The following is a 20,031-nucleotide window of genomic DNA, read 5'->3' as shown; positions in this document are numbered from 1 at the left end:
CGAGCCCGTCACGGCAGCGGGGCGGTGCGGCACCACGAGATGTCGAAGCCGCTCAGGGTGGGCAGCTCGCGATCGCCGACGAGGTCGATGAGGCGGGTGTGCATGGTCGTGGGCAGGGGCAGCAGCAGGTCGTCGTAGTCGTTGTTCGCCAGATCGGGGGCGATGGCGACGGCGACGTACTGGCCGCCGGGCGATGCGCAGGTCTGCAGGATCGAGTCCTCGCCGCTGACCTCGGCGATCACGGTCGCCGCGCCCTTCTCGTCGACCTTGACCACGGCCTGGCCCGTGGGCATGCCGAGCTCGTCGCGCTGGATGACATGACGCAGGGTGCCGCCGGGGAACGCCTCGATGCCCACGGCGTCTCCGTAGTCGGGATCCGATGCCGGCAGCGGCTCCTCGCCGCCACCGGTCAGGTCGAGCACGACCAGGCTGCCGTCGACGCGCTCGACCAGCGCGGTGTACGTGCCGCGGTTGACGCCGAGGATGCTGGCGGCCTTGCCCATGGCCTGCGCGCCGGCATCGCCGGTGGGATCCTCGACGCTCAGCGACCCGTCGAAGTCGATGAACAGCAGCGACGACGAGTCGGGCACGAACCGCCACTCGGCGATGTTCACGTCCTTGTCGCCGATCTGCACGACGCGCGGTTCTCCTGCGCCGCTCAGCGACTGGGTGACGAGCACGCTCGCGCGCCCCGACGTCTCGGTGAGCTCGCGGTCGGAGTAGCTGTATCCGACGAGGCCGCCGCGATCGGACACCTGCACCGAAGACACATAGCCCTCGCCCGGCAGCGGCAGTTCGCGCTCGCCCGTTCCGTCGCGATTCATCACGAGCAGCCGCGAGCCGTCTTCCTCCTCGACGGCGACGACGAGCACGTCTGTCGTCGCGCGGAAGTCGCTGATGCGCGGATGCTCGAACACCACCGCGGCCTTCTCGCCGCTGAGATCGGAGAGGAAGATCTTGTCGACGCCGTCGGCCGAGCGCTGCAGCAGCATGATGTTCGACGCCGGGGTGCGGAAGCTCGTCTCGAGGTCGGCGGCCTTGCCCCCGCCGGTGGCGGTGACGTCTGCGACCGAGACCCGGTAGGTCGTGTCGTCGCGCAGGGGCACGGTGAACCGGATGCCGACGCTGCGGCCGCCCGCATCGACCGTGAACGGCACCGCGGGCTCGACGGTGACCTGGTCGGCGTCGATGCCGTCGAGGCTCTGGTTGGCGGTGAGGATGAGGCGGCTTCCGGATGCCTCGATCGCCTGCGCGGGGTCGACCTGCACGTCGCTGAGTCGGGGCCCCTGCACGAGACTGACGACGGCGAGCACACCCGCGACGAGGGTCAGGATGCCGAGGACCGACAGCAGCGTGAGCGTGAACCGCCGGTCGCGCGGGGCGGCAGGGGTTCGCGCGGGCGCAGGCGCCTCGAGGGGCGTGGGCGCCTCCTCGAAGGTCAGGGCCTCGGACGCCGTCGCTGCCCTCACGGGCGCAGGCACAGCGGATGCAGGCTCGTCAGGTGACGGACGCTTCTCGGGCGCCGGGGCGACATCCGCAGCCTCGGCCACGGGCTCGGCTCTCGGCTCGACTGCGGGCTGAGCAGAGTCGTCTGCGGGCTCAGCAGCGTCGTCGGCGGGCTGAGCAGACTCGTCTGCGGCACGCAGCGCCCGCAGCTGGGCGCGGGTGAGAGGCTGCTCGCCGGATCCGTCAGTACTCATACGGATCCTTGGGCTCGTCGATCTTCTTCACCGTCGCCGATTCGATGCTCAGCTCGCCGGCGTCGCCCGCGCGCACCGTGCCCGTCACCTCGACCCACTGGCCGGTGGCGTAGTCACCGTCGAGTCCGCCGCCGCTGAGCGGAACGGATGCCGGCTGTGCGTCGATCACGCAGTGCGAGATGACCATGCGGGTCAGGTTCACGTCACCGTCCTGAGACGGCGTCACGAAGCCGGTGAGCGTGACGGCCGCGCCGTCGTACTTCTCGGGGCGGGTGGAGTTCGCGAACGCGACCGACCAGTCGCCCACCCCGAAGCTCGTCGTGTCGGCGACGCCGAGCGTCACATCGTCGGCGCCCGCGAACAGCGTCGGCGACTCGCCCGCCCGCGACAGCGCGAGCTGAGCCGAGAGGGATGCCGGCGGCAGAACGAGCCCGGCGATGACGACAGCCGAGGCGATGACGCCACCGCTCACCACCGCGGTGGTCTGCATGCGGTGTCGACGCCGCTGCTGGGCATCCGTCGCCGCAGGCGCATGCGTGTGGTCGTGCTCGCCCTCGGCACCGAGCGGAAGGGTGCACGACCAGACGGCGACGATGAGCGTCACCGCGGCGGCGGCCGCGGCGAACCAGACCGTCTCCGGGCTGATGTAGAGGGTCAGCCGCCCAGTGACGGCGAGCACGAGCGTGACCACCGAGATGACCGCGGCGAGGCCGACGCCCAGCCATCGGGTGGCGAGGGTGCGCAGACGCTCGCGACGGGCATCCGGTGCTGCGGAGGAATGATCAGCCAAGGACGTTCACCCCGATCCCGATCACGCAGGCCGACAGCACGACGACTCCCACGACCGCCGCGAGCACGCGGGCCGTGAAGGTCGTGCGCAGGAGCGCGAGCATCTTCACGTCGACCAGCGGGCCGACGATGAGGAAGGCGATGATCGCACCCGATGAGAACGTCGAGGCGAACGACAGGGCGAAGAACGCGTCGACGTTCGAGCAGATCGCCACGGTCATGGCGAGCGCCACCATCGCGATGATCGACAGCACCGGGTTCGATCCGATCGCCAGCAGCACGTCGCGCGGCACGAGCACCTGCACGGCGCCGGCGAGGGCGGATCCGATCACCAGCGCCGGCATGACGGCGCGCAGCTCGACGAGGAACTGCACGAGGCTGCGGCGGGTGGGGCTGCCCGGCTCGTGGGCGACGTGCTCGCAGGTCTCGACGAACCGCTCGGTCAGCAGCGCCTGCTGATCGCGCCGAAGGCTGAAGAGCCAGCCGAGGAGGTTGGCGATCACGAAGCCGCCGAGCAGGCGCGCGACGAGGATGCCGCCGTCCCACCCGAACGCGGCGTGCGTGGTGAGGATGACGATCGGGTTGACGATGGGAGCCGCGATGAGGAACGTCATGGCCTCGGCCGGCGCGAGACCGCGCATCATCAGACCTCGGGCGAACGGCACGTTGCCGCACTCGCAGACGGGGATGAACATGCCCAGCAGCGACAGCACACCGCGCCTGGCCCACGCATTGCGGGGCAGCCAGCGCTGCACGGCATCCGACGGAAGCCACACCTGCACGACGATCGACAGCACCACGCCCAGGATCACCCAGGGCAGCGCCTCGATCAGCACGCTCAGCGCGAGCGTCAGGCCGTCCTGCGCGCGGTCGGGCAGCGCCTTCGGGAAGAGCGCCGGGGCCAGCAGATCGATCAGCACGAGCACGGCGACGATCCCGGCGCCGATCGCGACGGCCGCTCCCGTCGGCAGCCGTCGCTGCGGCGGCCGGTGCGCGTGCGGCACCGACGCAGGCGCGGTCAGCGTCACTGCGCGGCCCCGGTCGCGGCATCCTGCCGGTTGGCGCACGACGCGCAGAGGCCGAAGATGTCGACGACGTGCTCGGCGTCGCGGAAGCCATGCAGGGATGCCGTGCGCTGAGCCCACTGCTCGACATCCTTCGCCTCGATCTCGACGGTCAGCCCGCACGAGCGGCAGATGAGGTGGTGGTGGTGTCCCTCGGTGGAGCAGGCGCGGTAGAGCGCCTCGCCCTCGGGGCTCTGCAGCGAGTCGGCCTCACCCGAGGCGGCGAGCCCCGCGAGAGCGCGGTAGACCGTGGCGAGACCGATCCCGGTGTTCGCCTGACGCAGGTCTGCGTGCAGCGACTGGGCGCTCACGAAGCCGCGTGCGTCGGCGAGCGCATCGCGCACGCGTTCGCGCTGCCAGGTGTTCCGCTGAGCCATGATCCGAGTCTAGGCCGGGTGCCTGAGCGGGCGGTCAGGACGCCGGACACCGGCGCCCCGACGATCGGCGCCGCCCGTCACACGGCCACCCGGCGCACCCGCCCGCGCATGCGCTGCACGACCCAGCAGGTCGCGTAGATGAGGAAGGAGATGGTGGTGATGTACGGGCTGACCGGAAGGCTCCCCGCGAGCGCCAGCAGGATGCCGCCGACAGCCGACACGAAGCCGAACAGGGCCGCGAGCAGCGGCACCGCGACCGGCCCTGCAGACAACCGCATCGCGGCGGCGGCGGGGGTCACGAGCAGGGCCATCACGAGCAGCGCGCCGATGATGTGCACGCTGACCGCGACGATCAGGCCGAGCAGCACCATGAACGGGAGGCTCACGATCCGGGTCGGCACGCCCCTCGCGGCAGCGGACTCGGGGTCGAGCGAGTCGAAGCGCAGGGGGTGCCACATCACCAGCATCCCGATCAGCACGACCGCGCAGATGCCGATCAGCCAGCTCAGATCCGGGCTCGACACCGACACGATCTGGCCGGTGAGCAGGCCGAACCGGTTGGCGGTCCTGCCCTCGACCAGCGACAGGAACAGGATGCCGAGCCCGAGGCCGAACGGCATCAGCACGCCCACTATGGAGTTGCGGTCGCGGGCTTTCGCTCCGAGCACGCCGATGAGGATCGCGGCGACCAGAGCACCACCGAGCGAGCCGGCCACCACGCTGCCGCCGAAGAGCAGCGCCGCCGCGGCGCCCGCGAATGACAGCTCGCTGACACCGTGCACGGCGAACGCGAGGTCGCGCTGCATGACGAAGACCCCGATGAGACCGCCGACGATGCCGAGGGCGGCGCCGGCGATGATCGAGTTCGACAGCAGGGCGAGCAGCTCGCCGTAGTCCTGGAACGAGAAGACGTCTCCCCAGTCGAGCAGCGGCCTCATGCGTGCGCTCCCGGGTGGCTCTCGTCGCCGGCGTGCTCGTGCGCATGGGTGCCCTCGGCATCCGGTGCGCCGACGACCACCAGCCGGTCACCGGCCCGCAGCACGAACACGGCGGTGCCGTACAGCTCGGTCAGGACGCGGCTCTGCAGCACCTCGTCGGGGGTGCCGAGCACGAACCGCCCGCCGGCGATGTACAGGATGCGATCGACGAGACCGAGGATCGGATTGACGTCGTGGGTGACGAACAGCACGCCGGCGCCCTGCTTGCGCTGCCTGTCGATGATGCCGGTGATGGCACGCTGATTCGCCAGGTCGAGACCCGAGAGGGGCTCGTCGCAGAGCAGCAGCGCGGGGTCGTCGGCGAGCGCCTGACCGACGCGCAGCCGCTGCTGCTCACCGCCCGAGAGCAGCCCGACGGGACGCTCGGCATAGTGCGCAGCGCCGACGCCCTCGAGCAGCGCGTCGACGCGCTCGCGATCGCCGCGGCGCGGGAGCGGAAGGCCGAAGCGCGTGCCGTTCACGCCGAGCGCGACGAGGTCGCGGGCGCGCATGCTCGTGTCGGGCGCCAGCGGACGCTGCTGCGGCACGTAGCCGATCCGGCGGTCGCCCCGCTGGGCGGCGCGGCCGTCGACCCGGATGCTGCCGGCCGAGAGCGGCTGCAGACCCAGGATGCTGCGCAGCAGCGTGGTCTTGCCCGAGCCGGACGGCCCGAGCACGGCCAGGAACTCGCCCTGGGCCACGTCGAGGTCGAGCCCCGACCACAGCTCGCGGTCGCCGCGCTGCAGCGCGGCCCCGCGGATCTCGAGGATGGATGCGCGTTCGGGCGCGTGCTGAGCGCGGCTCATCCGCCGAGAGCGGCGGCGAGGTCGGAGATCGCGGTGCGCATCCACTCAGCGTACGACTGGTCGGCCTCGAGCAGCTCATGGAAGGTGACGACCGGGATGCCGGCGGTCTTCGCCGCGTCCTCGATGCGGCTCGTCTCGCCCCCGCCCGTCTGCGCATTGGCGAGCACCGCCCGCACCTCGCCGTCTTCGACGAGCGAGAGGGCCTCGAGCAGGGTCGCGGGTGCGACCTCGTTGCCCTCTTCGACAGCCGAGGCGAAGCCGTCGGGTGCGACGTCGTCGAGACCGGCGGCCGCGGCGAGCGCGCCGGGCAGCGGCTCGGTGATGAACACGGGCGTGCCCTGGAGCTTCTCGTGCAGAGCGTGCAGCTCGCCCTCGATGCCTTCGAGGTCGGCGGCGAGCTTCTCGGCGGCGGCCGCGTACTCGGCCTTCGCTGCGGGATCGATCTCGGTGAGGTCTGCGGCGATCTGCTCGGCGACATGCGACACGGTGTGCGCGTCGAACCAGACGTGCTCGTTGAAGCCCTCGATATGCGAGTGGCCCTCATGCCCTGCGCCCTCGTCGGCGTGCTCGGTCCCTTCCGCGTGCTCATCACCGTGCTCGTCGGCGTGCTCGTCGTGGTCGTCGACGACGGCGTTCGGGTAGTCGTGAGAGAACTCCGCGGCTGTGATCACCACTGCATCCGATCCCTCGATCAGCTCCTGCATGAAGGCGTCGTAGCCGCCCCCGTTCTCGATGACGAGGTCGGCCTTCTGCACGGCGAGGCGGTCGCGAGCCGTGGCCTCGTAGCCGTGCGGGTCCTTCTCGGCGGAGTCGATGAGGCTGGTGACCTCGACGCGGTCGCCGCCGATCTGCGAAGCGAGCTGACCGTAGACGTTGGTCGACGCCACCACCTGAAGGGCTTCGTCATCGCCGGTGTCCGCGGCGGCTGAGCATCCGGTCAGGGCGAGAGCGGAGACGGCGGCGATGGCGAGGACGGAGAGGCGCTTCTGCATGCGTCCACTCTAAACGTTAATGATAACCGTTCTCAACTTGGTGGGGGACGGACTTATTTTCCGCTGTGTCGCACTTAGATTCTTGCTGCCAGAATCTAAGTCATCCGGCGCAGACGCCGGGGCACGATCAGAGGAGACCGACATGGCGAGCGCATCGCACTTCCTTCTCACTCACGCGCATCCCGACGACGAGAGCTGCGCGACGGGAGGCACGATCGCCCGCCTCGTCGCAGAAGGACACGGCGTGACGGTCGTCACATCCACGCGGGGCGAACAGGGACGGATCGCCGTACCCGAGCTGCAGCACCTGCACGCCGACCACGACGATGCGCTGGGCCCCGAGCGGGCGCGCGAGCTGGGCGCTGCGATAGCCGCCCTCGGAGTGACCGATCACCGCTACCTCGGCGGTGAGGGCCGCTACCGCGACTCCGGGCGGCTGGGCATCGACGCCAACGATCGGCCCGACGCCTTCTGGCAGGCCGACCTCGACGAGGCCGGACTGCTGATGGCCGCGATCATCCGCGAGACCCGCCCGCAGGTCGTGATCACCTACGACCCGAACGGCGGCTACGGGCATCCGGATCACATCCAGACGCACCGTGTGACCATGCGCGGCCTCGAGCTCGCCGCGGATCCGCACGCCGCGCTCGACGCGGAGCCGTGGGACGTGCCCCTCGTGTACTGGACCGCCGTGCCGCGTGATCTGATCGTCGAAGAGCTCACCGAGCTCGACACGCGCGCCGATCAGCTCGGGCTCTGGATCGACCCCGACCCCGCCGCGTACCCCGACGGCGTGCACGATGACGCCGTGATCGACGTCGAGTTCGACGTCTCGCAGCACCTCGCGGCGAAGACCGCCGCCCTCGCGTGCCATCGCACGCAGCTCACGGTGCGCGAGCCGTACTGGATTCTCGCCTCGGGCCGCGGTATGCGCATCCAGGACCGCGAATGGTTCATCAGGGTCAAGGGAGGGCACCGCAGCGGATCGCGGTACGAGACCAGCCTGCTCCCCCTCGCCGCTGAGCAGGACGGGATGCGCTGATGTCCCGTCCCACCCTCGCCCTCGCCGATCGGCGCACGCAGCGCGCGCGCGTCGTCGGAGCCCTGCACGAGCAGCGCAAGAGCCGCTCCGACCTGGTCGAGCAGTTCGGAGTGAGCTCGTCTCTGATCACGCGTCTCGTACGCGGGCTCATCGACGACGGCATCCTGCGCGAGGTCGGTGCGCAGGCTCAGGCCATCGGGCGACCGCCCGTGCGGCTCGAGGTGGTGAGGGATCACGGAGCGCTGCTCTCCGTCTCCTGCACCTCCGAGGGGCTGCGAGCCCGCTGCGTGAACCTGCACGGGGGCATCATCAGCGAGACGAGCGCCGACCCCGTCGACGGAGTGGTGAGCCCCGATTCGATCATCGAGACCATCGCCGCGCTCGTCGAGCGCACCCCGCGCGTGCTGGGCATCGGGGTGGCCGTGCCCGGCGTTGTCGATGCCGACACGGGCGACGTGAGCGCCGCGCCCGACCTCGGCTGGACGACGGAGGTGCCCCTGCGCTCTCTGCTGCGCGAGAGGTTCGGCGTCGTGGTCACGATCGACAACGACGTGAATCTCATGATGGCATCGGAACGCCGCAGCCTCGGCACCAGGGCGGGCCGCAATGCCGTCTACCTGTACCTCGGCGCCCGTGGCATCGGCGCCGGCATCGTGGCAGGCGGGCGCCTCATCGAGGGCGATCACGGCGCTGCGGGCGAGATCGGCCTGTCGCCGCTGAACGCCAACGACCGCACCGACTTCGAGGACACCACCTCGACCCGGGCGATCGCCGCGCGTCTCGAGGCCGCCGGCCACGAGGTCGCCGATCCCGCCATCGAGCGGCTGCTCGTGCTCGCCGACAACGGCGACGATGCGGCCCGGCGCATCAGGGCCGATGTCATCGCCGCGTTCTCGCACGCCATCGCCGTGATCACGGCCCTGCTCGATCCGCACGTGATCCTGCTCGGCGGACATGCGCGAGCGTTCCGCGACGTCGAGCACCGCGAGATGCTCGACCCGCTTCGCGGTGAGCTCCCGTTCCTCCCCGAGGTGCGCTCCGCGCAGCCGAAGCCGGATGCCGTTCTGGACTCCGCCCTCAACCGCTGCTGGCAGCAGCTCCTGGCGGGAGGTCTGTGAGCAGCATCCCATCCATCCGATCCCTCACCCACCAACCCGCGGCACCCGCCGCACGACTTCGACGAGGAAGAAAATGAAGGCATACACCACCCGTCGCCGCCTCCTGGGGCTCGCGACCTTCGCCACGGCCGGCGCACTGGTCCTGAGCGGCTGCGCAGGCGACGTCGAGCCCACTGCGAGCGAGAAGCCCTCGCAGAGCGACTCCGAGCTCAAGCCCAGCGAGAGCCTCACCATCTACACCGGACGCGACAAGGACGAGGTCGCATGGGTCGTCTCCGAGTTCGAGAAGGAGCACCCCGAGTACGCGGGCAAGGTGACCACGGTCATCGCCGGCGCTCAGGAGAACCTCGACCGCATGCGCGCAGAGGCCGGAAACCCGCAGGCCGGCTTCCTCTGGGGCGGCACGCAGCAGCAGTTCGAGCAGGCCGCAGACGAGGACCTGCTGGCGGCGTACGAGCCGAAGAACGGCGACGCCGTCGACGACAAGTACAAGGACCCGGACGGCCGCTGGATCGCAGAGATGCTGCTCCCCGAGGTCATCATCTACAACTCCGACCTGCTCGACGAGAAGTCGGCGCCGCAGGACTGGGCCGACCTCGCCGACCCCGAGTGGAAGGACAAGATCGTCATCCGCGACGTCATGCCGTCGGGGACCATGCGCACGATCTACGCGTCGATGGTCTACTCGGCGTTCGAGAAGGATGGCAAGCCCGATGCGGGCTACGACCTGCTGAAGAAGATCGACGCCAACACCGTCTCGTACGCGGCGACGCCTGATGACATGTACACCCAGCTCGACCAGGGCACGGGTCAGGTCACGGTCTGGAACATGCAGGACGCTCTCATCCAGCCGCTCAAGAACAACCGCCCGTGGGACTACATCATGCCGAAGTCGGGCGCGCCCGTGCTCGTCGACGGGGTCGCCGTGATCAAGAACGAGAAGCAGCAGGCCGCAGGCCAGGCGTTCATGGACTTCCTGATGGAGCCCAAGATGCAGGCCAAGCTCGCCGCCGACTATTACCAGATCCCGGCGATGGAGATCCCCGAGGCCGACCAGCCTGACTGGATGAAGGACTTCGAGCTCAACGAGATGAAGATCGACTGGGCCGTGTTCGCCGAGAACCAGGACCAGTGGATGACGTACTGGGCCGACAACATCAAGGACAAGGGCTGATCTGACACATGGTCTCGGTCACACTGCACCAGCTGCGCAAGTCGTTCGCCCGCTCGGGCACCGTCGTCGACGGCATCGACCTGACGATCGCCGACGGGGAGTTCTTCACCCTGCTCGGTCCGTCGGGGTGCGGCAAGTCGACGACGCTGCGGATGATCGCCGGGTTCGAGGAGCCCGACAGCGGCACGATCCACTTCGACGACCGCGACGTGACGTACGCGCCGGCGAACAAGCGCGACGTGGGTCTGGTCTTCCAGAACTACGCGCTGTTCCCGCACATGTCGGTCACCCGCAACGTCGGATTCGGACTCGACGTGCGCAAAGTGCAGAAGGCCGAGGCCGAGCGTCGCATCCGCGACGTCCTCGCACAGGTGGGGCTCGCCGCACAGGCGGGCGCCCGCGTCGACGAGCTCTCGGGCGGGCAGCAGCAGCGTGTCGCGCTCGCCCGAGCGCTCGTCTTCCGCCCCCAGCTGCTTCTGCTGGACGAGCCGATGTCGAACCTCGACGCGAAGCTGCGCCTCGAGATGCGCGGCGCGCTGCGCGACCTGCACGCCGAAACCGGAATCACCTCGGTCTACGTCACGCATGACCAGGCCGAGGCGCTGGCCATGTCGACGAGGATCGCCGTCATGAATACCGCGATGGTGCACCAGGTCGGCACACCCGACGAGGTGTACAGCCGGCCCCGCACGGCCTTCGTCGCCGGCTTCCTGGGGCGCAACAATCTGCTCGACGCCGTCGTCCGCCGCGTCGACGGCCGACGAGCCGCACTCGAGCTGTCCGACGGCAGCACCCTCGAGGTGCTCGTCGAGAACGCGGCGCCCGGGGTCGCGTTCGAGGTCGGCTCCGCACTCGTCGCGACCGTGCGTGCCGAGAGCGTGCGCCCTGCAGCATCCGACGAGACGCACAACGTCGTCTCGGGAACCGTCGCCGACGTCGACTTCGTCGGCTACTCCCTCTCGTGCGAGCTCGACACGCCCATCGGCCGCATCAAGGTCGACCTCACCGGCACCCACGCGCGTCCGCAGCGAGGCGATGCCCTGCGCGTCGTGCTGCCCGCCGAGTCGGCGTACTGCGTTCCGGCGGAGCAGCGATGACCACTCTCACGAATGCGCAGCGGGTGACCGGCCCCTCGAAGCGCCCGCCGTGGATCCGCCGCCGCTGGTCGACCGTCCTCACGCTCGCCCTGCTGCTGATCGTGCTGCTCGGATACGTGATCGGCCCCATGATCGCCACGGCACGACGCAGCGTCTCGCAGGACAAGGCGGCGGTGCTCGGGTTCTCCTTCAAGGCGTGGAGCGACTTCTTCGCCAACCCCACCCAGACGTCGGCGATCGGCGGATCGATCGTGCTGTCGCTGCTCTCGGTGCTCTGCGCCGGCGTGCTCGGCACACTGGTCGCCATCCTGCTCACCCGCTGGGACTTCCCCGGTCGGCGCATCTGCCAGGTGCTCGCGCTGCTGCCGATCGCGCTTCCTCCCCTCATGGGAGTGTGGTCCTTCAAGCTGCTGTTCGGCGTCGGCGGTCGCATCCCGTTCGCGATGGAGGCGTGGTTCGGCCTCGACCAGCAGGCGTTCTGGCTGCAGGGACTGGGCGGAGTGCTCATCGTGCATGCCATGACGATGTATCCCTACTTCTTCCTCACCGTCTCAGCGGCGCTCACCAACTCCGACGCCTCCCTCGAAGAGGCAGCCGCGTCGATGGGCGCCAGCAAGGCGCGCATCTGGATGAGGGTCATCCTGCCGATGCTCACCCCTGCGCTCGTCGCAGGTTCGCTCATCACCTTCATGTCTGCGATGTCGTCGTACACGGCGCCGCTGCTGTTCCAGTACACCGACGTGATGACGCAGCAGATCGTGATCGCCAAGACCAATGGCGACATGCGTCTGGCATCGATCATCTCGACGGCGCTCGCGATCATCTCGATCGTGTTCCTGGCGATCATCCGGTCGTACGAGCAGCGCAAGGTGTACCGCACCCAGTCCAAGGGCGGCGGACGAAAGCGCTCCACGGTCACCTCGACCCCGGTGAAGGTGCTGTTGCTCGTCATCGCGGTGCCGACCACCCTGTTCCTCGTGCTGCCGATCGTGATGATCGCCGTGCTCTCGTTCACCGCGAAGGGCGGATGGCTGCGCAGCGTGCTGCCCAGCGGCTACACCCTGGAGTGGTGGGCCCAGCTGTTCAGCGGCGCGGAGTTCTGGCGGCCCGTCACCAACTCGCTGCTGATGAGCGTGATCGCCGTGGGCGGAGCGATGATCCTGGGCGCCGGAGCGGCGTACGTCATGAGCCGTCTGCAGTTCCGCGGCAAGCTCGCCCTCGACATCGCCATCATGCTGCCCTGGGCGCTGCCCGGCACGGTCGTCGCGATCAACCTGATCACCGCATTCTCGAGCCCGTCGCCGTTCGCCTTCGGGCAGGTTCTCGTGGGAACGTTCGCGATCCTGCCCCTGGCGTACTTCGTCCGATTCAACCCGCTCATCTTCCGCTCGACGTTCGCATCCTTCTCGCAGCTGGATCCGAACCTCGAAGACGCCGCACGCAGCCTCGGCGCCACCTGGTGGTATGCATTCAGGCGCGTCGTGCTGCCGCTGATCTCCCGCGGAATCATGGCCGGCGCTCTGCTCGCGTTCGTCGACGGTGTCGGCGAGTTCGTCGCCAGCATCCTCATCTACACGCCGGCATGGGTGCCTCTGTCCATCGCCATCAACAACGAGAACTATCAGGGCAACATCGGCACCGGATCGGTATACGGCATGATCCAGGTCCTTCTCGTGCTCGGCGTGCTGATCGTCACGCGCCGGATGGAGGCCAGAGAAGCCACCGCCACCGCGCTCTGATCACCTCCGCCACGACCCGCATTCCGCCACACCACTGAAAGAAGAAGAAGCAATGAACCGCGACGAGATCATCCAGCGCGATGGAGAGACGTTCCCGGGCGAGAGCTACACCACTGCCGTGCTGCGCCCCGCGTACGACCAGGCGAAGCGGATGCTGCTGCCGTCGATGATCCAGATCCACCGCGCGCACCTGGTCATGCTGCACAGCGCCGGCATCCTGAACGACGAGGATGCCGCGGCCATCGCCCGCTCGATCGACGGACTCGACCTGGAGGCGCTCGCAGCGAGCGAGTACGACGGACGGTTCGAAGACCTCTTCTTCACGGTCGAGCACGAGATGATGCGCATCGGCGGCGAGGTCACAGGAAGCCTGCACACCGCCCGCAGCCGCAACGACATGGGCATGACCCTGTACCGCATGGTCATGCGGCGCCAGCTGCTGCAGGTGCTCGACGCGGCCGGCGAGCTCTACGAGACGCTGGTGCGTCTGGGGTCGGAGCACGCGTCGACTCTGTCACTCGAGCACACCCACACCCAGCCCGCTCAGCCCTCGATCCTCGGGCACCGCTTCCTCGCGATCGCCGATGTGCTCGGCCGCGACATCCGCCGTGTTCAGCAGGCCTACGAGAGCCTGGACTACTCCCCCATGGGCGGTGCGGCGCTGACCGGCACCGGCTTCGCGATCGACCGCGACCACATGGCGCGTCTGCTGGGCTTCCGAGGTCTGGTCGAGAACTCGTACGACGCCGTCGCCGCGACCGACTACATCGCGCACTCCGCCATCGCACTTCAGCTGATGGCGATCGACACGGGGCGCAGCTGCGTCGACTTCCTCACGTGGTGCACGGCCGAATTCGGCCTGTACCGGGTCGCCGCCCCCTACGTGCAGATCTCGTCGATCATGCCGCAGAAGCGCAACCCCGTCTCGATCGAGCATTCCCGATCGCTGCTCTCCGCGGCGTCGGCGAGCGCGGCGACCGTGCTGACCATGATGCACAACACGCCCTTCGGCGACATCGTCGACACCGAGGACGACCTGCAGCCCTACGCATGGCGCGCGGTCGAGACCCTCACCGACGTGCTGCACCTGCTCAGCGGGGTGCTCGGCACCATCCAGGTGAACACCGACATCATGCGCGAGCGCGCCCTCGCCTCGTTCGCGAACGCGACGGAGCTCGCCGACACGCTGGTCCGCGACGGCGGGCTCACCTTCACGCAGGCGCACACCGTCGTCTCGCGGATCGTGCGCGAGGCTGACGCCGCGGGCGTGGTCGACGTGCGCACCATCGACCCGCAGCGCGTGCACGATGTCGTCACGGAAGTCGCAGGGAGGGACGTCTCGCTCACGCCCGAGGACTTCGCACGAGCACTGGACGCCGACAACTTCGTGGCCGTCCGCACCTCCACGGGCGGTGCCGCCCCGAGCGAGGTGGCCAGGATGGCGGAGGCACGGCAGAAGACCGCTGGGGAGTTCCGGCAGTGGCGGGTCGACGTCCGCGCTCACCTCGACGGGGTGGCCGACGAGCTTGTCGCGGCCACCGCCGCTCTCAGCGCGTGACATCGGCGGAGGGTGCGCGCATGAACGTCCTCGGCATCGACTTCGGCGGCACGAAGGTCGCACTGCGAGTCGAAGGCGAAGGAGGACGAGCGGAGGAGGATCGCCTGCGGATCGGCCAGGGGGAGCCGGCAGACGCTGTACTCCACCGCACGTTCGAGGCCTCCAGGCGCCTGGTCGATCGGATCGGCGGCGTCGCCTCGGTGGGGGTGTCGACGCCGGGCATCGTGTTCGACGATCGGGTCGACCTCGCGCCCAATGTGGCGGGATGGTCGGAGCTCGATCTCGGCGCGCGCCTGCGCGTCGAGTTCGGCTCGGTGAAGGTCTCCATCGAGAACGACGTCAAGGCGGCTGCCCTCGCGGAGTGCCGCGAGGGCGCGCTGCGCGGATCGTCCGTGGGTCTGTACGTCAACCTCGGCACGGGCATTGCGATCGCGCCCGTGGTGGACGGGCAGCCGCTGCGCGGTGCGCACGGCGCAGCGGGAGAAGTCGGCTACGGGATCGTGGGGGCCGTGGGCCTCTGGGATGCTTCGACGCCGACGCTCGAGGAGTACGCGGGAGGCAGCGGTCTCGAGCGGCGCATCGCCGCGGCCGGTGATATCGCTGCCCATGACGTCGCGGAGCTGGTCGCGGACGCCCGTTCGTCGGCGACGGCGGCGGCGATGTGGCGGGACGCGGTGGACGAGATCGCACGGCACCTGATCACCGCTGCGCTGACCGTCGATCCGTCGCGGATCGCGATCGGCGGCGGGATGACGCGGGCCGGGAGCGCACTTCTGGATCCCCTCTCCACGCGCCTCGCGTCGGCGCTCCCCTACGCCCCTGAGATCGTGCTGTCGCAGTTCGACGCCGACGCCTCCCTGCGCGGCGCGGTGCTGCTGGCGCGCGGGCGGAGCTGACCGGAGCGCGCACTTATTTTCCGGCGTTGACGGCCTGTCCGCAGGCGAGTGGAATGGGTGCAGCACTTATTTCTACTCAGAAATAAAGTCTCCTCTCCCTCTCATCGACGGCCCGGAGCGCGACATCGGCGTGCGCCCGGGCGAAAGGCTGGTCCAACGATGGACGATCGTCACACCCTCTCCGACTACACGCTGACCCGCCGGGGCCTGTTCCGCGCCGGCGGCGCGCTCGGCATCGCCGCTGCCGTCACCGGCGCGCACGTCAGCGGCCTCACGCCCGCGGAGCAGGCGCTCGCGAGCGCCTCGCGCGAGTCCACGAAGCTGAATGTGCTCTTCATCGGCGCCCACCCCGATGACGAAGCCGGCAACCTCGGCGTATTCGGACAGTGGAACGAGTACGAGGGCATGAAGGCCGGAGTCATCACCGTGACCCGCGGCGAGGGCGGCGGCAACGCCGTCGGTCTCGAAGAGGGCCCGCCGCTCGGCATGCTGCGCGAGGCCGAGGAGCGCAAGGCGGTCGGCTACGCGGGCATCGAGAACATCTTCAACCTCGACGGGCTCGACTTCTACTACACCGCCAGCGCACCGCTCTCGTACCAGGTCTGGGACGGCGGCGCGGTGCTCAACCGGATCGTGCGCGTCGTGCGGGCGACGAGGCCCGACGTCATCGTCACGATGAATCCCTCCGCCGTCGAGGGCAACCACGGCAACCACCAGCAGGCGGCGATGTTCGCCGTCGAGGCCTACCTGGCGGCGGGCGACCCCGACCGGTACCCCGAGCACTTCGACGAGGGATTCGAGCCCTGGCAGCCGCGCCGCATCCTCCGCTCCGGAGCGAACGGCTCGGGAGCGACGGGCGAGGGCGGCGTCGCCGCCGGATACGTCCCGACCGTGGCATCCGATGTCGTCTTCGGATGCTGGAACGGAACCCCCAGCGCCCGTCACGGCAAGCGCTGGTCGGAGATGCTCGACCTCGCACGCTGGGCCTACGTGACCCAGGGGTGGGCCGAGTTCGCCGCCGGTCCCACCGACCCCGCGAAGATCTCCAACTCGTGGTTCACGGTCATCCACTCCCGCTCCCCCCTCGCCGACCCTCGCTCCGGCGGCACCGCCGCACTGCGGGGGGCCGCACTGCCGATCGACGGAGGCCTGCCGCTCGGCACACTGATCGATGTGCGCCCCGCGCGCTTCGAGGTCGTCGCAGGCGAGAAGAGCACGGTGCAGGTGACAGTCACCGCTCCGCCGGCGTCGCGCCTCGCCGCCGGACGGCTGAGCCTGACCGTGCCCGACGGCTGGTCGACGAGCGGCGCCGTCGACGTGCCGGCCCTGAACCGCGGGCGTTCGCACACCGCCACCTTCCAGGTCACGGCCGGATCGGGAGATGCCCCCGGAACGCAGGTGCGAGTCGACGCGACCCTCTCGGCAGGAGGGGCGAGCGGCACGACGTTCGCGCAGCTGCGCGTCGCGGGGGCCGTCGAGGCGACCATCCGTCCCCTCGACGAGATCCAGGAGTTCCGCTCGTGGACAGCCGGCCTGGGCATGAAGCACCTCGACGTCCTCGTCCCCGAGCTCTTCGCGGTCGGGCAGGGACGCACACGCAGCCTCGAGGTCGTCGTCGAGAACTTCTCGTCGCAGACCCGATCCGGCTCTGTGTCGCTGACACTGCCGCCGGGATTCACCGCATCGCCGGCGCAGAAGTCGTACTCGGGACTCGCGGCGGGAAAGACCGCGACGATCACCTTCGAGGTGGCGAACACCGACACGTCGATTCCCACCGCCAACCGCGCACCCAACAAGGGCAGCTGGCCTGTGACCGTCTCGGCGACGAGCGAGGCCGGCACGGCCGAGCGCGGCGTCACCATGAACCTGGTCCCGACCTACGCCGTGCAGCGATCGTCCACCGCTCCGGTGGTCGACGGCATCCGCCGGGACGGCGAATACCCCGGGGAGCCCATCCCCGTCGACACCATCTGGGACGGCTCGCCGATGGGCGGCACGACCCCGTCGATCAGCGGGCAGACCTGGATCACGCACGACGATGCGAACTTCTACCTGTTCCTGTCGGTCGTCGACGACGTGCGCGGCACGATTCTGCCGGGCAGCGACAACAAGCGACAGCGGCGCACGGACTCGGTGGAGATCTACATCGATCCGCGCGGTGTCGCCGGCAACACCGCGCAGACCTTCATCGCAGGCATCATGCCCTCGATGGACTCGATGACCGGCGCCCCCGGCGTCGGCCGCGATCGCGACAACTGGCAGGGTGAGGCGGCGATCACCGCACCGGGCATGCAGGTGAAGGTCCGGATGGCAGCGACCGAAGCCGAGTACACCGGCTACGACATGGAGGTGAAGATCCCGTTCGCCGTCCTCCCCGACAACCTCGACCCCGAGCATGTGGGGTTCAACGTCGTGATCAACGATTCCGACACGCAGAACAAGGCTGCGCAGCGGCGCGTCGGCTGGTCGACCTTCCCCGGGATGCGAGCCGATCCGTGGCGCTGGGGGATCATCACCCTCGAGGGCATCACCGACGCGGGGAGCCGGCCGAAGGAGCCGACGCTGCCCGACACCGCCGCCCGTTCGGTGTCTTCCCCGCAGTCGATCCTGCAGTCGGCGAGCGACAACGTCCCCCTCGGCGGGTTCGCCCCGACCAGTCACGAGCTCAAGGTGCTGAAGTCGTCGATCTCGGCCGGGGTGGTCACGGTCGCGCTGCAGACGCCTCGAGCCGGCACCGTGCGCGTCTACCTCTGGGACGGATCGCAGGTGGTCGGCAGCGCCGAGAAGCAGGTGGCGTCGGGGCGCACTGAACTGCGCTTCGGAGCACGCACGGCAGCCACGGGCAACGGCAGCAGCCTCGAGGGCACGAAGGCCTCTCCTGTGCTCGCCGTATCGTTCGAGTCGAAGGGCGGCGTCTACGCCGCCAAGGCCCCGCTGGGCGGCCGGTCGGTCTGACCGCGCCCGGCCGCGGCAACCAGGAACGCACCTCCGACGACGTTCGGAGGTGCGTTCCTGATCTTCAGCGGGTCAGGCCTTGAGCCAGGCGGTGGCCTCGCCCGGCAGGACGCCGTCGCGCAGCGGCTGGGTGGTCAGCACCACGGCATCCGCGTCGGCACCGAGGGCGAACGGCTGGGTGCCGAAGTTCGTCACCACCTGCCAGCCGTTGGGCCGGGCGAAGCGCAGCACGTCGACGCGGTCGGTCTCGAGCCACTCGAGCTTCTCGTCGGTCTGCAGACCACGACGCAGGCCCAGCGCCTCACGGTAGAGGGAGAGGGTGGATGCCGGATCCGCCGCCTCGACATCGACCGCGTACTGCGCGAACCACGAGGGCTGCGGCAGGTGCGCGCCGTTCGACCCGAATCCGAACGACGAGCCCTCGTCCGTCCAGGGCAGAGGCACGCGGCACCCGTCGCGGCCGAGACCGTCGAACTCGCCGCCGCGGAAGAAGGCCGGGTCCTGACGCTGCTCGGGCGTGATCGCGGCGACCTCGTGCAGTCCCAGCTCTTCGCCCTGGTACAGGTACGTGCTGCCGGGCAGCCCGAGCAGCAGCATGGTCGCAGCCTCCGCGCGACGGCGCCCCTGCTCGCGGTCCAGCTGCTCCTCCGGCCCGCCGGCGCGCACCCATTCGACGCCCTGCTTGACCGGTCGGCCGTGGAGCGGCGGCAGCCCGTAGCGGGTCGCGTGGCGCGTGACGTCGTGGTTCGAGAGCACCCATGTCGTCGACGAGCCGCTCAGCGTGGCCTGGGCGAGATTGTCGGCGATGATGCGGCGGAACTCCACCGCATCGAAGTCGGCCACCAGCAGGTCGAAGTTGAAGGCCTGCCCGAGACCCTCAGCCGAGGCGTACTTCGCCCGACGCTCGGGCGTCGACACCCATGCCTCGGCCACGGCGGTGCGCGGCGGGTCGTACGAGTCGAACACCGTGCGCCACTCGGCGTAGATCTCATGCACGTCGTCGCGGTCGATCAGCGGGTGCGTGCCGTCCTGCGGCAGCAGAGCGAGCTCGGCACTGCTGGGCAGCGGCTCGCTGAGGTCTTTCGTGAGCATGTGCGCGACGTCGATGCGGAAGCCGTCGACGCCCCGGTCCGACCAGAAGCGCAGGGTGGTGAGGAAGTCCTCGCGCACCTCGGGGTTGTCCCAGTTCAGGTCGGGCTGCTCGGTGGCGAAGTTGTGGAAGTACCACTGGCCGTCGTCGACCCGCTCCCAGGCGGGGCCGCCGAACACAGAGACCCAGTCGGTCGGCGGCTCGGCGCCGTCGGGACCCGTGCCCTCGCGGAAGATGTAGCGGTCACGAGCCGCCGACCCGCGCCCGGCGGCGAGCGCCTCCTGGAACCACTCGTGCCGATTCGAGGTGTGATTCGGCACGATGTCGATGATCACCTTGATGCCGCGCTCGTGCAGCGCTGCGACCATCGAGTCGAAGTCGTCGAGCGTGCCCAGGCGCGGGTCGACGTCGCGGTAGTCGTCGACGTCGTAGCCGCCGTCGGCGAGCGCCGACGGATAGAACGGGCTCAGCCAGACCGCGTCGATTCCCAGCTCGGCCAGGTAGTCGACGCGCGACAGGATGCCCGGCACGTCGCCGATCCCGTCGCCCGTCGCGTCCGCGAAGCTGCGGGGGTAGATCTGGTAGACCGCAGCCTGGCGCCACCAGGCTGCGTCGTCGGCGGAGCGGGGGTCGAGCTCGACGGGGGTGGTCATGAGT

At 69.6% G+C, this 20,031-nt stretch carries 16 protein-coding genes; 8 read left to right on the top strand and 8 right to left on the bottom strand.

Going from position 1 to position 20,031, the window contains the following annotated elements; genetic code table 11:
* Window positions 1-8: 8 nt before the first annotated feature.
* From AB0N59_RS04475 to AB0N59_RS04445, 7 genes are all read right to left on the bottom strand, one after another.
* Window positions 9-1,700 carry a hypothetical protein gene (locus AB0N59_RS04475; protein ID WP_363479306.1) on the bottom strand — a complete coding sequence of 564 codons (1,692 nt, stop codon included), beginning with the start codon at window positions 1,698-1,700 and terminating at the stop codon, window positions 9-11.
* On the bottom strand, window positions 1,690-2,490 hold the full coding sequence (locus AB0N59_RS04470) for a TIGR03943 family protein (RefSeq protein WP_363479303.1): 801 nt from the start codon (window positions 2,488-2,490) through the stop codon (window positions 1,690-1,692). The genes AB0N59_RS04475 and AB0N59_RS04470 overlap by 11 nt, the downstream gene beginning before the upstream one ends.
* Entirely contained in the window at window positions 2,483-3,460 is a 978-nt protein-coding gene (locus AB0N59_RS04465; protein WP_363481198.1) for a permease, read from the bottom strand. Before AB0N59_RS04465 ends, AB0N59_RS04470 begins: the two co-directional genes overlap by 8 nt.
* A gap of 53 nt (window positions 3,461-3,513) precedes the next feature.
* A complete protein-coding gene (locus AB0N59_RS04460) occupies window positions 3,514-3,930 on the bottom strand; it encodes a transcriptional repressor (protein WP_363479300.1) in 417 nt (138 codons plus the stop codon).
* A 77-nt stretch (window positions 3,931-4,007) separates the two neighbouring features.
* On the bottom strand, window positions 4,008-4,868 hold the full coding sequence (locus tag AB0N59_RS04455; RefSeq protein ID WP_363479297.1) for a metal ABC transporter permease: 861 nt from the start codon (window positions 4,866-4,868) through the stop codon (window positions 4,008-4,010).
* Window positions 4,865-5,713 (bottom strand): metal ABC transporter ATP-binding protein, encoded by an 849-nt coding sequence (locus AB0N59_RS04450; protein ID WP_363479294.1) that lies wholly within the window; start codon window positions 5,711-5,713, stop codon window positions 4,865-4,867. Before AB0N59_RS04450 ends, AB0N59_RS04455 begins: the two co-directional genes overlap by 4 nt.
* Window positions 5,710-6,705 carry a zinc ABC transporter substrate-binding protein gene (locus AB0N59_RS04445; protein WP_363479291.1) on the bottom strand — a complete coding sequence of 332 codons (996 nt, stop codon included), beginning with the start codon at window positions 6,703-6,705 and terminating at the stop codon, window positions 5,710-5,712. Before AB0N59_RS04445 ends, AB0N59_RS04450 begins: the two co-directional genes overlap by 4 nt.
* A 142-nt stretch (window positions 6,706-6,847) precedes the next feature.
* Between AB0N59_RS04445 and mshB the strand changes: the two genes are divergently transcribed.
* The 8 genes from mshB (at window position 6,848) to AB0N59_RS04405 (ending at window position 18,284) form a co-directional block, all read left to right on the top strand.
* The gene (gene mshB / locus AB0N59_RS04440; RefSeq protein ID WP_363479288.1) at window positions 6,848-7,747 is read left to right on the top strand and encodes an N-acetyl-1-D-myo-inositol-2-amino-2-deoxy-alpha-D-glucopyranoside deacetylase; all 900 of its coding nucleotides are present in this window, start codon (window positions 6,848-6,850) and stop codon (window positions 7,745-7,747) included.
* Entirely contained in the window at window positions 7,747-8,865 is a 1,119-nt protein-coding gene (locus AB0N59_RS04435; RefSeq protein ID WP_363479286.1) for an ROK family protein, read from the top strand. Before mshB ends, AB0N59_RS04435 begins: the two co-directional genes overlap by 1 nt.
* A gap of 73 nt (window positions 8,866-8,938) precedes the next feature.
* Complete coding sequence (locus AB0N59_RS04430) at window positions 8,939-10,039, top strand: extracellular solute-binding protein (protein WP_363479283.1); 1,101 nt, start codon at window positions 8,939-8,941, stop codon at window positions 10,037-10,039.
* An 8-nt stretch (window positions 10,040-10,047) separates the two neighbouring features.
* Window positions 10,048-11,136, top strand: coding sequence for an ABC transporter ATP-binding protein (locus tag AB0N59_RS04425; RefSeq protein ID WP_363479280.1), 1,089 nt, complete (start codon window positions 10,048-10,050; stop codon window positions 11,134-11,136).
* Window positions 11,133-12,875 (top strand): iron ABC transporter permease, encoded by a 1,743-nt coding sequence (locus tag AB0N59_RS04420; protein WP_363479277.1) that lies wholly within the window; start codon window positions 11,133-11,135, stop codon window positions 12,873-12,875. Before AB0N59_RS04425 ends, AB0N59_RS04420 begins: the two co-directional genes overlap by 4 nt.
* A 52-nt stretch (window positions 12,876-12,927) precedes the next feature.
* Window positions 12,928-14,433: an argininosuccinate lyase gene (gene argH / locus AB0N59_RS04415; RefSeq protein ID WP_363479274.1), complete on the top strand. Its 1,506-nt coding sequence runs from the start codon at window positions 12,928-12,930 to the stop codon at window positions 14,431-14,433.
* A 20-nt stretch (window positions 14,434-14,453) separates the two neighbouring features.
* The gene (locus AB0N59_RS04410; RefSeq protein WP_363479271.1) at window positions 14,454-15,329 is read left to right on the top strand and encodes an ROK family protein; all 876 of its coding nucleotides are present in this window, start codon (window positions 14,454-14,456) and stop codon (window positions 15,327-15,329) included.
* A 159-nt stretch (window positions 15,330-15,488) separates the two neighbouring features.
* Window positions 15,489-18,284, top strand: a complete 2,796-nt coding sequence (locus tag AB0N59_RS04405; RefSeq protein WP_363479268.1) for a PIG-L family deacetylase — start codon at window positions 15,489-15,491, stop codon at window positions 18,282-18,284.
* Between the two features lie 72 nt (window positions 18,285-18,356).
* Here the strand turns inward: AB0N59_RS04405 and AB0N59_RS04400 are convergent, their stop codons facing one another.
* On the bottom strand, window positions 18,357-20,027 hold the full coding sequence (locus tag AB0N59_RS04400) for a glycoside hydrolase family 13 protein (RefSeq protein WP_363479265.1): 1,671 nt from the start codon (window positions 20,025-20,027) through the stop codon (window positions 18,357-18,359).
* Between the last annotated feature and the right edge of the window lie 4 nt (window positions 20,028-20,031).

It is taken from the genome of Microbacterium sp. NPDC089321, assembly GCF_040684935.1.
Taxonomy (GTDB): domain Bacteria; phylum Actinomycetota; class Actinomycetes; order Actinomycetales; family Microbacteriaceae; genus Microbacterium.
The sequence above is the reverse complement of the archived record's forward strand: the minus strand, read 5'-3'. Positions and strand labels throughout refer to the sequence as shown.

What these genes read in the sequence shown, in the direction of transcription:
- argH (WP_363479274.1), top strand. Translation starts at nt 12,928, where the DNA reads ATGAACCGCGACGAGATCATCCAGCGCGATGGAGAGACGTTCCCGGGC.
- AB0N59_RS04405 (WP_363479268.1), top strand. Translation starts at nt 15,489, where the DNA reads ATGGACGATCGTCACACCCTCTCCGACTACACGCTGACCCGCCGGGGC.
- AB0N59_RS04430 (WP_363479283.1), top strand. Translation starts at nt 8,939, where the DNA reads ATGAAGGCATACACCACCCGTCGCCGCCTCCTGGGGCTCGCGACCTTC.
- AB0N59_RS04445 (WP_363479291.1), bottom strand. Translation starts at nt 6,705, where the DNA reads ATGCAGAAGCGCCTCTCCGTCCTCGCCATCGCCGCCGTCTCCGCTCTC.
- AB0N59_RS04420 (WP_363479277.1), top strand. Translation starts at nt 11,133, where the DNA reads ATGACCACTCTCACGAATGCGCAGCGGGTGACCGGCCCCTCGAAGCGC.
- AB0N59_RS04475 (WP_363479306.1), bottom strand. Translation starts at nt 1,700, where the DNA reads ATGAGTACTGACGGATCCGGCGAGCAGCCTCTCACCCGCGCCCAGCTG.
- AB0N59_RS04435 (WP_363479286.1), top strand. Translation starts at nt 7,747, where the DNA reads ATGTCCCGTCCCACCCTCGCCCTCGCCGATCGGCGCACGCAGCGCGCG.
- AB0N59_RS04410 (WP_363479271.1), top strand. Translation starts at nt 14,454, where the DNA reads ATGAACGTCCTCGGCATCGACTTCGGCGGCACGAAGGTCGCACTGCGA.
- AB0N59_RS04455 (WP_363479297.1), bottom strand. Translation starts at nt 4,868, where the DNA reads ATGAGGCCGCTGCTCGACTGGGGAGACGTCTTCTCGTTCCAGGACTAC.
- mshB (WP_363479288.1), top strand. Translation starts at nt 6,848, where the DNA reads ATGGCGAGCGCATCGCACTTCCTTCTCACTCACGCGCATCCCGACGAC.
- AB0N59_RS04450 (WP_363479294.1), bottom strand. Translation starts at nt 5,713, where the DNA reads ATGAGCCGCGCTCAGCACGCGCCCGAACGCGCATCCATCCTCGAGATC.
- AB0N59_RS04460 (WP_363479300.1), bottom strand. Translation starts at nt 3,930, where the DNA reads ATGGCTCAGCGGAACACCTGGCAGCGCGAACGCGTGCGCGATGCGCTC.
- AB0N59_RS04425 (WP_363479280.1), top strand. Translation starts at nt 10,048, where the DNA reads ATGGTCTCGGTCACACTGCACCAGCTGCGCAAGTCGTTCGCCCGCTCG.
- AB0N59_RS04400 (WP_363479265.1), bottom strand. Translation starts at nt 20,027, where the DNA reads ATGACCACCCCCGTCGAGCTCGACCCCCGCTCCGCCGACGACGCAGCC.